This is a genomic window from Phenylobacterium sp., assembly GCF_030697305.1.
Lineage (GTDB): Bacteria > Pseudomonadota > Alphaproteobacteria > Caulobacterales > Caulobacteraceae > Phenylobacterium.
Genome location: NZ_JAUYQL010000113.1, coordinates 1 through 12,898, shown reverse-complemented (window position 1 = coordinate 12,898; position 12,898 = coordinate 1). Strand labels below are relative to the sequence as shown.

General features: G+C 66.5%; 14 protein-coding genes. 4 read left to right on the top strand and 10 right to left on the bottom strand.

Annotated features, from left to right (window positions below; all coding sequences use genetic code 11):
• Positions 1-4: 4 nt before the first annotated feature.
• From Q8R27_RS11795 to Q8R27_RS11760, 8 genes are all read right to left on the bottom strand, one after another.
• On the bottom strand, positions 5-1,501 hold the full coding sequence (locus Q8R27_RS11795) for a CpaF family protein (protein ID WP_305699206.1): 1,497 nt from the start codon (positions 1,499-1,501) through the stop codon (positions 5-7).
• 5 nt (positions 1,502-1,506) lie between these two features.
• The gene (locus Q8R27_RS11790; RefSeq protein ID WP_305699205.1) at positions 1,507-2,946 is read right to left on the bottom strand and encodes a CpaE family protein; all 1,440 of its coding nucleotides are present in this window, start codon (positions 2,944-2,946) and stop codon (positions 1,507-1,509) included.
• Between the two features lie 11 nt (positions 2,947-2,957).
• Positions 2,958-3,644 (bottom strand): CpaD family pilus assembly protein, encoded by a 687-nt coding sequence (locus Q8R27_RS11785; RefSeq protein WP_305699204.1) that lies wholly within the window; start codon positions 3,642-3,644, stop codon positions 2,958-2,960.
• Between the two features lie 5 nt (positions 3,645-3,649).
• The gene (locus tag Q8R27_RS11780; RefSeq protein WP_305699203.1) at positions 3,650-5,239 is read right to left on the bottom strand and encodes a type II and III secretion system protein family protein; all 1,590 of its coding nucleotides are present in this window, start codon (positions 5,237-5,239) and stop codon (positions 3,650-3,652) included.
• Positions 5,236-6,099, bottom strand: coding sequence for a Flp pilus assembly protein CpaB (gene cpaB, locus Q8R27_RS11775; RefSeq protein ID WP_305699202.1), 864 nt, complete (start codon positions 6,097-6,099; stop codon positions 5,236-5,238). The genes Q8R27_RS11780 and cpaB overlap by 4 nt, the downstream gene beginning before the upstream one ends.
• Before the next feature lie 135 nt (positions 6,100-6,234).
• Complete coding sequence (locus Q8R27_RS11770) at positions 6,235-6,756, bottom strand: prepilin peptidase (RefSeq protein WP_305699201.1); 522 nt, start codon at positions 6,754-6,756, stop codon at positions 6,235-6,237.
• A 148-nt stretch (positions 6,757-6,904) separates the two neighbouring features.
• Positions 6,905-7,069 (bottom strand): Flp family type IVb pilin, encoded by a 165-nt coding sequence (locus Q8R27_RS11765; RefSeq protein ID WP_305699200.1) that lies wholly within the window; start codon positions 7,067-7,069, stop codon positions 6,905-6,907.
• A gap of 60 nt (positions 7,070-7,129) precedes the next feature.
• Complete coding sequence (locus Q8R27_RS11760) at positions 7,130-7,294, bottom strand: Flp family type IVb pilin (protein ID WP_305699199.1); 165 nt, start codon at positions 7,292-7,294, stop codon at positions 7,130-7,132.
• Positions 7,295-7,596: 302 nt separating this feature from the next.
• On the opposite strand from Q8R27_RS11760, the gene Q8R27_RS11755 reads away from it, so the two are divergent.
• The 3 genes from Q8R27_RS11755 to Q8R27_RS11745 all read left to right on the top strand — a co-directional run bounded on the left by Q8R27_RS11755 (position 7,597) and on the right by Q8R27_RS11745 (position 9,190).
• On the top strand, positions 7,597-8,010 hold the full coding sequence (locus Q8R27_RS11755; RefSeq protein ID WP_305699198.1) for a pilus assembly protein N-terminal domain-containing protein: 414 nt from the start codon (positions 7,597-7,599) through the stop codon (positions 8,008-8,010).
• 68 nt (positions 8,011-8,078) lie between these two features.
• On the top strand, positions 8,079-8,657 hold the full coding sequence (locus Q8R27_RS11750) for a TadE/TadG family type IV pilus assembly protein (protein ID WP_305699197.1): 579 nt from the start codon (positions 8,079-8,081) through the stop codon (positions 8,655-8,657).
• Complete coding sequence (locus Q8R27_RS11745; RefSeq protein ID WP_305699196.1) at positions 8,648-9,190, top strand: TadE/TadG family type IV pilus assembly protein; 543 nt, start codon at positions 8,648-8,650, stop codon at positions 9,188-9,190. Before Q8R27_RS11750 ends, Q8R27_RS11745 begins: the two co-directional genes overlap by 10 nt.
• Before the next feature lie 15 nt (positions 9,191-9,205).
• Here Q8R27_RS11745 and Q8R27_RS11740 read toward each other — a convergent pair whose 3' ends face one another.
• The gene (locus Q8R27_RS11740) at positions 9,206-9,928 is read right to left on the bottom strand and encodes an aminotransferase class IV (protein WP_371134691.1); all 723 of its coding nucleotides are present in this window, start codon (positions 9,926-9,928) and stop codon (positions 9,206-9,208) included.
• A 250-nt stretch (positions 9,929-10,178) separates the two neighbouring features.
• Positions 10,179-11,630 carry an AMP nucleosidase gene (locus Q8R27_RS11735; protein ID WP_305699194.1) on the bottom strand — a complete coding sequence of 484 codons (1,452 nt, stop codon included), beginning with the start codon at positions 11,628-11,630 and terminating at the stop codon, positions 10,179-10,181.
• A gap of 102 nt (positions 11,631-11,732) precedes the next feature.
• Here Q8R27_RS11735 and Q8R27_RS11730 point away from each other — a divergent pair.
• Positions 11,733-12,898: dicarboxylate/amino acid:cation symporter (locus tag Q8R27_RS11730; RefSeq protein WP_305699193.1), on the top strand; the 1,166-nt coding region annotated here is incomplete at its 3' end.

The following is a 12,898-nucleotide window of genomic DNA, read 5'->3' as shown; positions in this document are numbered from 1 at the left end:
ATGGCTATTCCGCCGCGTCGAGGGCTTCGGCCAGTTCCCGTTCCAGGCCGTAGTAGCGTGCCCGATCCCAGAAGCGCGGCCGTGCGATGCCGGTGGAACGATGACGACCGACCACGCGGCCTTCCGCGTCCTCGCCGGTGATCTCGTAGAGGAACAAGTCCTGGGTGATGATCACGTCGCCTTCCAGCCCCACAACCTCGGTGATGTGAGTGATGCGCCGCGAACCGTCGCGCAGGCGCGCGGCCTGGATGATCACGTCGATCGAGCCAACGATCATTTCGCGGATGGTCTTCGAGGGCAGGCCGTAGCCGCCCATGGTGATCATTGATTCCAGACGGCTGATGGCTTCACGCGGGCTGTTGGCGTGCAGCGTGCCCATGGATCCGTCGTGGCCGGTGTTCATCGCCTGCAGCAGATCGAAGGCTTCAGGTCCGCGGACTTCGCCGACGATGATCCGCTCAGGACGCATCCGCAGGCAGTTCCTGACCAGATCGCGCATGGTGATCAGGCCCTGGCCTTCCAGATTGGCCGGGCGGGTTTCGAGCCTCACCACGTGCGGCTGCTGGAGCTGGAGTTCGGCGGCGTCTTCGCAGGTCACCACCCGCTCGGTCGGGTCGATGAACGCGGTCAGCGTATTCAGCAGCGTGGTCTTGCCGGAGCCGGTGCCGCCGGAGATCAGGGTGTTGCATCGGCAGGCGCCCAGCACGCCCAGCACGCGCGCGCCTTCCGGACTGATGGATTCGTACTCCACCAGGTTCTTCATCGTCAGCTTGTCCTTCTTGAACTTCCGGATGGTCAGCGTGGGACCGTCTAGAGCCAGAGGCGGACCAATGACGTTGACCCGGCTGCCATCCGGCAGGCGGGCGTCGCAGATCGGCGAGCTTTCGTCGACGCGCCGGCCCACCTGGCTGACGATCCGCTGACAGATGTTCATCAGCTGGGTGTTGTCGCGAAAGCGCACGTTGGTCAACTGCACCTTGCCGCTGACTTCGATGAACACGCGGTTGGCGCCGTTGACCATGATATCGGCGATGTCGTCGCGGGCCAGCAACGGTTCCAGCGGGCCGTAACCCAGGACGTCGTTGATGATGTCTTGGACCAGGTGATCCTGCTCGACCACCGACATGGAGACGTTCTTGATCGCCACCAGTTCGGCGACGATGTCGCGGATCTCCTCCGAAGCCGCCTTGGTGTCGAGCTGCGCCAGTTGCGACAGGTCGATGGTGTTCAGCAGGGCGTTGAAGATCGTGGTCTTCGTCGCGTGATAGAATTCCGACTGCTCGCGGACGACGTTGGTCATCGGCGTCGGCCCCTGCGCCGACTGCAGTTGCTCGAACGCGAAGGTGGACTTGGGACCAGCGACGGCTGACGCACGCTCCTTGGGCGGCGGCGCGTCGGTGCGTTGCGGGCGGGTGGCGATCGCAGGTCCACCCTGCGGCGCCGGCGGCGGCGCGTCCTTGACCTTCGGTGTGGCGGGCTCGCCAGGGCGCTTGCCGAACATGCGGGCTACTTACGCTTGAAGAAGCTGGAGATCAGGCTGGCCTTCTGGACCGCCGGCGGTTCGCGCCGGCCGATCTGTTGGGCCAGATTGTCGAGCGCTTCGGCGGCCTTCGACTTGGGGCCGATCTCGGCGATCATCTGACCGTTGTTGGCTGCTTGGCCGAACAGCTTGGCGTCGAACGGCAGCACCGCGGCGGGCGTGATGCCGAGTGCGGCGCCGAAGTCCTTGACCGGGATCTCCGGGCGGCCGGGCAGGCCGACCTGGTTCAGGACCAGCCGGGGCGGCGCATCGTTCGGACGCGCCCGGCGCACCAGGTCGATCATGTTCTTGGCGTTGCGCAGCGAGGCCAGGTCCGGCGTCGCCACGATGACCAGATCGTCAGACGACAGGAGGATCTTGCGCTTCCAGGCGCTCCAGGCGTGCGGCAAATCGAGGATCACGAACGGCGCGGCGCCGCGGATCTTGTTGGTGACCTCGTCGTAGGCCTCGTTGGAGATCTCGTAGTCCTGATCGAGCGTAGCCGGCGCGGCGAACAGCGACAGCCGCTCGGTGCAGCGCGCCATCATGCGGTCCATCAGCACCGGGTCCAGCCGGTCGGGCTGGCTGAGAGCATCGGCCACGCCTTGCAGGGGGTCCTGGTTGAAATCGAGGCCGGCGGTGCCGAACGGGAGGTCCAGGTCGACCAGGACAGCGCCAATCTGCAGCCGCTCGGTGATCGAGTGGGCGACATTGTGCGCGATGGTCGAGGAGCCGGAGCCGCCCTTGGCGCCGCAAAACGCCACCTGACGGCCGACGAACGGCGCGGATGGGTCCGAATAGAGGGTGGAGACCGAGCGGACGATCTGCAGCGCGTTGAGCGGCGGCACCAGGTACTCGCTGACGCCGCGGCGGATTAGCTCGCGGTAGAGCGCGATATCGTTGGCCGCGCCGATGACCACGACCTTGGTCCCCGGATCGCAGACCTCGGCGAGCTGGTCGAGCCCCGCGAGCAGCTCGCCCGGGGAATCCAGGCTTTCGACGATGATCAACGAAGGAGTTGTCTGGGTCTGATAGGCCTGCAGCGCGCCTGGCAGGCCGCCCGGCCGGATCGTGGTGACCACGCGCTCCATGCGACGGTCTTTGGACGCGGCTTCCGCGGCCTCGATCACATCGGGCGTGGCGAGAAAGGCGTGGATGGTGATCCGCGGGACCAGCGTCTCGCCCAGCATCGCCTCGGCGCCGGCGATGATCTCGTGCACCGGATTGGGCCGCGGCGCCTCGACCATGGCGGGCATGATCTCAAGGTCGTCGAAGTCGCCAAGGCTCGAATCCGGCGGCGTATCGAGGGCCGAAGGCGCGCCTTCGAAGGCGGCTTCATGCCAGCCTTCGTCCGGGGTCGGCGCAAAGTCGTCGTCCGCCTCGAACTTCATGTCGAAGGGATCGGGGGCGGTGGATTGAGGCTTCATCGGATCGCGCCCTAGTTGATTGCCTTCGAGACAGCGCCGGTGGCGTTGTCGTCCTTTTTCGTCGCCGTGATCTCGCCCTTGCGGTACTTCGTCAGCACGTCCATGCGGCGGCCGGCGTCGGCCGGATCCGAGGCGCGCGGGCCGAGCAGGTCCGCCGGATTTGCGACCTGGGCCGCTATGTTCGCGGTGATCGAGCAACCGAAGTTCGGCGTCGGCTTGTTGGCGATGGTCCGCGTGATGCTGGGCCAGGACTTGCCGCACTCCGGGATTTCGGTGCGATAGCTCAGGTATCCGACCAGCAGGGGCGGACGCGGGTCGCCCTTGGGGTCGTAGCCGACCAGTTCGATCTGATCGGCCGGCACGCCCTGGCCGATCAGGAAGGCGCGGGCGCCTTCGCTCATGCGGTACGCCGCGGCGCCGTCAACGCCCACATGAGGGGCCTGGATGCCGATCATGCCGCCCTCTTCCGAGCGCCAGCCGGCGACGAGGCCCTTCAGCGCGTCGGCCTGGGCCGATGACAGCCCACCGGCGTGGATCGCCAGCCGCACCTCCTCCGGTACGGACGAGACCTTGGCCTCGAACTGCTGGGTCGGCGTCAGCGGGTTTTCGACCGCGTCGGGAACGGGGCTGATGCAGCCGCTGAGCACCAAGGCGCTCAAGCCCGCGGTCGCGAAGTTGAGGAAGATGTGGCGGGTCATGGCGCTCACTCGATCACGTAGCCGTAGGGGCCTTGGTAGGAGGGGGCCGCGGCCGGAGCCGGCTTGGCCTTGTAGGCGTGGTTGATGCGTCCCAGCAGGACCGTCTCCGGGTCGCTGGCGATCTTGAAGCCGTCGGCCGGGGTCTGCAGCGCCGCGGGATTGGTCGCGCCCACCAGATAGGGGGTGACGATGATCACCAGTTCGGTCTCGCCCGACAGGTAGTCGCGTGAGCGGAACAGGGTGCCCAGCACCGGCAGGTTCATCATCCCGGGCAGGGAATCCAGGTTCTGGCGGGTCTGTTCGCGCAAGAGGCCCGCGATCATCATCGAGCCGCCGGATGGCAGTTCGACCATGGTCTCGGCGCGTCGCACGTTCAGCGCCGGGATGGTCAGGCCGGGCGCACCCGTGCCGTTGCCGATCGAGAAGGCGCCCTGGGCGGTCAGCTCGGAGACCTCGGTGGAGATCTTCAGCGAGATCCGACCGCCGGACAGCACCACCGGGGTGAAGCCGAGGCCGACGCCGAAAGGCTTGAACTCGACGGTCACGCGGCCGTCGTTGTCCTGGCCGACCGGGACCGGGAATTCACCGCCGGCGAGGAACTTGGCCGACTCGCCCGACACCGCGGTGAGATTCGGCTCGGCCAGCGTGCGGACCAGGCCGACGCGCTCAAACGCCTTGATCATGCTGGTCGCCTGATTCAGGCCAGGGTCGCCAGCGAGGCCGCTCTTGACCGTCGCAGTGTCGGAATTGCCGCCGCTACGGGAGATGACGTCGCACTTCTCGGCCTCGTTGGGAGGCGGATAACCGCAGGGGAGCTGCATCACAGGTCCCTTGGTGGAGTCGAAGTTCAGACCCCCTGTCAGGCCGCCGAGCAGCGAGCCGTTGACGCCGAAGGTGGCGGACTTGCCGAAGATGAACTGGGGTTCGCCGACCTGGTTGAGCACGGCGTTGATATCGAAGCCCAGTTGCTTGATGACGCTGCGCTCCATCTCGACCATGCGCACCTTGAGCATCACCTGGTCCTTGCCGGCGATGCCCAGCAGGTTGACCACTTGATCGTCCTTGCCGACGCTGGCGCGGGCGATCTGCACGGCGCGGTCGGCGTCGGCGAGGCTCGGCACCTGGCCGGATAGGATGATGCTGTCGTTCATGGCGTCGACGCGCACGGCGGAGCCCGGCAGCAGCCGGTTGATCGTCTGAGCCGTGGCCGAGGTGTCCTGATCGACGCGGATGTCGAGCGACAGGATGCGCCGGCCGGCGGCGTCGAAGAACACCGCATCGGTCTGACCGGCGGCGATGCCCATCACATAGATCCGCCGGGGCGTACGCAGCACCGCGTCGGCGACCGTTGGATTGGTGACCAGGACGTCGCGGGCGTCGGTGGGCAGCTCGACGATGGCCGACTTGCCCTTGGGCAGCGACAGCGACTGGGCGGCGCCTGCGCCGGCGAGATTGACCCGAACCACCGAGGACGCCGCTGCGGCGTCGCTGGACATCGCCAGGCCGGCGTTCTGGGTGACGCTCTGGGCCGACACCGACATCGGCGCCAGGGCCGCCGCCAGTAACGCCAGGGGCAGGACGAACTTGCAGATCATCGGACTGCGACCTCTGTGGAGTTGCCGGCTCGAATGATGTTGACGCTTTGCTCGCGGGCGGCAGGCCCGCCGCGGCCCGAGGCGCCGCCGACATCGGCGTAGGAGCGTAGGGCCAGGATCATCTCACCCTGGGCCTTGCCACGCGCCAGGACCTCGACGTCGGACGACGGGACTTCCAGGGTCGCGACGGCGCCGACCACGGTCTTGGCGTCAGCCTCCGGCGACGTGGTCTGGTCGATGGCCAGGACCCGCAGGTTCTGCATCAAAGTCTCGGTGACGAAGGCCTTGGAGCCGCCGTTGTCCTGAGCCCGCGACTGCAGGACGTCGACGCGGTCGCCAGGGAGGATGAACCCGCCCGCGCCCGTTTCGGCGGTGACCGGGATGGCCATGGCGCGCATGCCAGGCTGCAGGACGACGGACAGGTATCCGCTCTGGCCCGCTCGCACGACCTTGCGTGCGGTGATCGGCTCGCCGGCCATCAGGGCTTCCTTGACGATCGCGCCTTCGAACGCCTGCATCGGGCCCTGTCCCATGACCAGGTCCGTGGCGGCGCGGGTCGCAGTGTTGGCGACTTTGCTGGCGGCGTCCTTCGGCTGCGGCGTCGGCGCGGCGCCGTCGGTGATGAAGTTCGCGTTGAGCGCTTCGATCGGCCAGGCCTGCCAGTTCAGATCAGCGGGCGTGATGCGCCAGCCGATCGGCAGATCCTTCTTGGCGACCAGCACCTGGGCCATGGGTTTGGAGACAGCAGCGACCGCGACCGGCGCGACTGGCTTGGGAGCCATCATGCCGTGAATGAGGAAGGCGAGCGCGACGCCCGCAATCCCGGCGATGGCGATGATGGCTATTCGGACCGCGCCCATGACCTCGATTTCCGTCCCGCTTGGCAGGAAATTGGCGACGGTCCCGTCTTTTCGAGGGCGTGCGCGATTCGGATGTCCACATTCTGCGGTCGATGGACCTTGGCCGGTCCATGGTTAACGCCTGCTAAAGGCGCGTCAGAAAGCTACGGCCATCAGGTTTGGCAGGGTCGAGTAAGGCAGGGCCGCGAGCGCGCCGATAGCGATGGCGACGCCGTAGGGCACGTTTTCGCCCGGCTCCACCAGGCGGCCGAACCAAGCCGGTCCACCCGGCAGGAACGGTCGCAGCCAGATCGAGCGCAGCATCAGCAGGCTGAGGGCGAGGGCGCCGCCGGCGACCGCCGTGGCGGCGATGAAGATCAGGCAGGCGGGCCATCCCAGCCACAGGCCCGCAGCAGCGAACAGCTTGGCGTCGCCGCCGCCGATCCAACCCAGCGCGAACATGACCATGCCGGCCACCAAAGCGCCCGCGCCAACCGCCGCGTGCAGGCCAATGTCCCCCAAGGGCACGCCAAGCGCCAGCGCGGCCGGCAGAAACGCAGCGGCGAGGGTGATGGAGATCCAGTTCGGGATGATGTAGCTCGTCAGGTCGCGCAGGCCGCCCACGGTCACCAGGGCCGGGAACACCATCACCAGGATCATCTGAAGAGCGGGAAGCATCGTGCGCACCTTTGTCGGCGGCATGCTCTCTGGATTGGGTGAACGGAGTGTTGCACAGACGCTCGACAGTCTCACAGACGCAAAAAAAGAGCTGCGGCGCTCGCGCGCCGCAGCCCCTGTAGTGATGCGTCTATAAGACCCGCAGGTCTTACGGCATAGCGCTGCCAACCTTGTTGAACGTACCGGCGACCTTCGGGCCGAGGAAGTTCAGAGCGGCCACGAGAGCCAGGGCGATCAGCGCCGCGATCAGGCCGTATTCGATGGCCGTGGCGCCGGATTCGTCGTTCGAAAAACGCTTGATGAAGTTGGTCATTGTTGGGGTCCTTTTTAGATTAGACTAGAGATTGAGCCGCGGCGTTACTTGCAGCGGTGGCTAAGGCATTTGAGCGCTGGCGGCATTGAAGGTTCCGCCGATTTTCCCGCTGAGAGTTTGGAGCGCACTGATCAGCACCACCGCAATAAGCGCAGCGATCAGGCCATATTCGATTGCGGTCGCGCCCGACTGGTCGTGCATGAAACGCTTCACGAATTTGGACATGTGCTCGATCTCCTTCTGCAGCGAGCAACCGACGCCTTTAGGACATCCGCTGGAAACTGCTCGCCCCCGAATTGACGCGACTATCGCCTGGCTCGCTTAATGTGGAGTAAACCTGGAAGTATTCGACAAATTATTTATATGGTTTACTTTGATTTACTATTAGGATCGATTAACCACGCCGCCGAAACGGGCCGGAATCGCCGATTTCACATTTAAGACTCTCGCGCGCGCAAGGGCGCTGAAGCTTCAGGCTTTGTTGACCATTGCGGCGCATTTTTTGGCCCGAACAATCGGAGCTTCCCATGCGCCGCCTCACCCTTCTCGCCGTCGCCGCCGCCCTCGCAGCTCAGCCTGCCCTGGCGGAAACCTTCGCCGTCCGCCTCGATCAGAGCGCCAGGATCCGGCTAAGCGCGCCGGCCCGGGACGTGATCGTCGGCAATCCCGGCATCGCCGACGTCAGCATGATCGACTCGCGCAACGTCGTGGTCCTGGGCAAGGCCTATGGCATGACCAACCTGATCGTCGTCGATCGCGCCGGCCGCACGATCCTGGAGCGCGACCTGGTGGTCACCGCACCGGAAGCCAGCGTCTCGATTTTCCGCGGACCGCAGATGGTCAGCTACGCCTGCAGCTCGCTTTGCGAGCGGGTGGGCCCGCCGGCCGCGGCCTCGACGCCCGGGGCTTCAGAGCCTGCGCCGGCGGCCCCGGCCCCTTAAGCCTCGATTAGCCTGGATCGCGGATACTCTCAGCGAAGGCCTTGGGGGCGAAGCTGGTGATGCCGCGAATGCGCGAACCACGACGACTTTTCCAACGGTTCGCCCGCGCCCGGCGCGGCGCGACCGCGGTCGAGTTCGCCCTGGTCTCTTTCCCGTTCCTGGTGCTGTTGTTCGGCATCGTCGAGCTGGCGATGGTGTTCATCGTCTCGACCACCCTGGAGGCGGCTACAGAGTCGGCCTCGCGCCAGATCCGCACGGGCGAGTTCCAGACCAGCGCCGGCAACACCAAAGCCGATTTCAAGCTCCTGGTTTGCTCCAAAATGTCGTGGCTTCAGGCGAACTGCTCCACCGATCTCAGTCTGGACGTGCGCACCTTCGCGACGTTCAACGATCTGGCGAACTACCCGCAGCTCAACCCGGTGACCTACAATCCGCTCGATCCGGCCGCCAACTGCTGGTCGCCGGGCGAGCCCACCGACATCGTCCTGGTCCGCACCCGCTATCAGTGGAAGCTCTTCACGCCGCTGCTCAACAACGCCCTGCAGAACATGGGCGCCGGGTCGAACAAGCGGATGATCAATTCCATCTCCGCCTTCCGCAACGAACCGTTCAGCAGCACCCTGCCGGTAGGCTCGAAATGTTCCTGAAACGCCTGCTCCGCGACCAACGCGGCGTCTCCGCCATCGAGTTCGCGATGATCGCGCCCATCATGGTGCTGCTGTATTTAGGGCTCGCAGCGCTCACTCTGGTGTTGATGGCCGAACGACGCGCCGGCCACGCCACCTCGATCGTCGGCGACCTCGTCGCCCAGTCGACGTCGGTGAACACCGCCACGCTCACCGACATCATCCAGATCGGAACGGCGATCGTCGATCCCGGCGTGCCGTCGGACCTCAGCATCCGCATCACCAATGTCCAGGCCGACGCCGGCGGCGTGGCCCGCGTGGTGTGGAGCGTCTCGGTCGGAGCCGCCCTGCCCAAGCTCGCGCCCAAGAACTCGGTCGTCGCCGGTTTCCCGGCGGGCCTGATCGCTGCCAACGAAAGCATCGTCAAGACCGACCTTCGGTTCGACTACGACTCGTTCATCAACCAGATCCTGCCGAACGTCGTGCACTTCAACGAGACCTACTACCACCGGCCGCGCCGCACCGAGGTGATCGCCTGCGCGGACTGCACCTAGGCGCTTCATCCGTGATCAGGCGACGGCGTCGGCCAGGCGTTGCACGAGCGCCGAGGGGTTGAGCGCGATCGAGCCGATCCGCTCCACCGGCCGCACCCCGATCAGCGCATTGGTGATGAAGGCCGCCGGAGCCGCCTCCAGCTCCGCCAGATCGCCGTGTGTTTCGATGACTTCGACGCCGGCCGCGGCGCTCGCCGCCAGGACCCTTGCGCGCATGGTGCCCGCCAGCACGCCGCAGGCCAACGCCGGCGTGAAGATGCGCCCCTCGCGCAGCCAGAAGATGTTGGCCGCCGCAGCGCAGGCCACCTCCCCCGCCGCATTGAGCATCACAGCCTCGTCGCAACCGCTGCCGTTCGCCTCGCGGCGCGCCAGCACATTGTCGAGATAGGAGAGCGACTTCAGCCGTGACGCCGGTGAAGCCGCGTTGCGTCGCACCGTGCTGACCAGCAGACGCGCTGGACCGGCAGGCGCAGGCGCAGGAGCCGCGGTGGCGAACAGCCGCGGCGACGGCGACGTCAGACGGTCGAGTCCGCGCCCGCCTGAGCCCGCGGTCAGTGTCAGGCGCACGGCGACCCGAGCGTGCGATCCGACAGCCGCCAGGCTCGCCTGCATTTCGGCCCGCGCCCGCCCCCTGTCCAGCATCGGCAGTCCCAGCACCGCGCAGCCCTGCGCCATGCGATCCAGATGCGCGGCGACGCCGACCAGCACCCCGTCCAACGCCAGGACAGTCTCAAACAAGCCGTCGCCAAGCGTGAGGCCTCGGTCGTCGAGGGGCGTCATACGCAGGAATTTCCCTTTAGAAGCTGAGCCATGAACACGTCCGCGTGTCTCACACCGAGGTGATTGGCCGGTCTTCGATGCCGAGCGCAGTGTCTTTTCACGAACCTGTCGGAGAGGTTCCGTCCCTGAAAGCGCCCGCCCTGGCCTAACAGCCGCGGCGGGCGCGATCCGTTTGTGGCTCTCGCCCGTCGCCGCGCAAAGCGGCGGCTCATCGGAATGGAGGTTCATCGAAGCTGCGCAGCTTGCGCGAATGCAGTCTCGGGCCTTCCTGCCGCAGCAGGTCCATGGTCGCCACGCCGATCTGCAGATGCTGACCGATGGCGCGTTCGTAGAAAGCGTTAGCCTGGCCTGGCAGCTTGATCTCGCCATGCAGCGGCTTGTCGGAGACGCACAACAGCGTGCCGTACGGCACCCGGAACCGGTAGCCTTGGGCGGCGATCGTGGCGCTCTCCATGTCGATGGCCACAGCGCGCGACTGGTTGAACCGCAGCGCGCTGGACGAGAAGCGCAGCTCCCAGTTCCGGTCGTCCGTGGTGACCACGGTCCCGGTCCGTAGGCGTCGCTTGAGCATTTCGCCGGTCTCGCCGGTCACCTGCTCGGCTGCCGCGTTCAGCGCCACCTGGACTTCGGCGATCGGCGGGATCGGCACCTCCGGCGGCAACACGTCGTCCAGCACATGGTCGTCGCGCAGGTAGGCGTGAGCCAGCACATAGTCGCCGATGGTCTGGCTGTCGCGCAGGCCCCCGCAATGGCCGATCATCAACCAGGCCTGCGGGCGCAACACCGCCAGGTGGTCGGTGATCGTCTTGGCGTTCGACGGACCGACGCCGATGTTGACCAGGGTGATCCCGCGTCGGTCCGGGGCCATCAGGTGGTAGGCGGGCATTTGGTGACGCCGCCAGGCCGCCGCGGCCACGACGCCCGCCGCATCCGGCGTCCCCGCGTCGACCAAGGCTCCGCCCGCCGCCGACAGCGCGGTGTAGGGACCATCCTCCTGAAGCTGCTCCAGCCCCCAGCGGACGAACTCGTCGACGTAGCGGTGATAGTTGGTGAACAGGATGAACTGCTGGACGTGCTCCACCGGCGTGCCCGTGTAGTGGGCGAGCCTGGCCAGGGAGAAGTCGGTGCGCAGGCCATCGAACAGCGCCAGCGGGCGATGGGCCTCCAGCGCCGGGCTCCACAGGCCGTCGGCGATCTCGTCGCCGATCTCGGCCAGTTCCGTGGTCGGGAACCAGCGCGCGATGGCGGCGGCGTCCAGGTCGACCTGGGTGCTGTCCGTGGTGCCGTCGAGGACATAGGGAAACGGGATCTCCTGGGTGGATCGCCCGACATCCAGCTCCACCTCGAAGTCCCGCATCAGCAGGGTGAGCTGCTCGATCAGATAGTCGCGGTACAGGTCCGGCCGCGTCACGGTCACCGCGTAGCGCCCCGGGCGGGCCATGCGCGCATAGGAGCGGCCGATCCGCGGATAGGGTTTGCCCACCGGCCAGTTCAGACGCAGTTCCGGATAGGCATAGGCGCCGCTGGCCCGCAAGGCTGCCTCCGGCGGCCCGCCGCCAGCGAGAAACCGCTTCAGATCGGCTCGCAACGCCCCGACCGATCGCCTGTATTCGTCGTCCAGCCGCGCAACGATGGCGGCGGCCTGTGCCTCAATGGTCATGGCGCCCATATAGCCCGCAATCCCACCGGGTATCGAGGTGGCGGGATGGACGACGCGTGACACACCGGCCACAACTGTCGGCGACCACTCGGGGACAACTCCATGAATCGCCTGTTCACCTACCTGCTGATCGCCGCCATGGTGCTGGGGATCGGTGTGGGTTGGGCCGCCAACCAGGGCCTCACCCCCGAACAGGGCAAGGCGTTCGCCGAAACGCTCTCGATCATCACCGATGTCTTCCTGCGGCTGATCAAGATGATCATCGCCCCGCTGGTGTTCGCCACCCTTGTGGCCGGCATCGCCCACATGGAGGACGCGGCGGCCATCGGCCGTGTCGGGATCAAGACCATGGGGTGGTTCATCACCGCCTCCATCGTCTCGCTGAGCATCGGCCTGTTGATGGTGCACCTGCTGCGCCCAGGCGCCGACCTCTCGCTGACCCTGCCGGACGCCCAGACGGCGGGCGCAGCGGTCGACGCCTCGAAGTTCACGCTCAAGGACTTCATCACCCACCTGGTGCCTCGCTCGATCGTCGAAGCCATGGCCAACAACGAGATCCTGCAGATCGTGGTGTTCTCGATCTTTGTCGGCACCGCGGTGGCGGCTATCGATGACAAGGCGCCGGCGGTGCTGGCCCTGGTCGACCAGATCGCCTCGATCATGCTCAAGGTGACCGGCTATGTGATGAAGCTGGCGCCGTTCGCCATCTTCGCCGCGCTGGCCTCCACGGTGACCACCCAGGGGCTGGAGATCCTGGCGACTTACGCCAAGTTCGTCGGAGGCTTCTATCTGTCGCTGGCGCTGCTCTGGGGCCTGCTGATCGGCGTCAGCGTGCTGATCGTGGGCCCGCGCGCGCTGAAGCTGATCGCCGCGATCCGTCAGCCGGCCCTGCTCGCCTTCTCCACAGCCTCCTCCGAGGCCGCCTATCCGCGGACGCTGGAGGAGCTGCAGAAATGGGGCGTCTCACGCCGCGTGGCGAGCTTCGTGCTGCCGCTCGGCTACTCGTTCAACCTGGACGGGTCGATGATGTACTGCACCTTCGCGACCCTGTTCATCGCCCAGGTCTACGGCGTCGAACTCAGCGTCGGCCAGCAGATCACCATGCTGCTGTTGCTGATGATCACGTCGAAGGGCATGGCCGGCGTACCGCGTGCGTCCCTGGTGGTGATCGCCGCGACCCTCAGCTACTTCAACTTGCCGGAAGCTGGCCTGCTGCTGATCCTGGCGGTCGACCACCTGCTCGACATGGGCCGTTCGGCGACCAACGT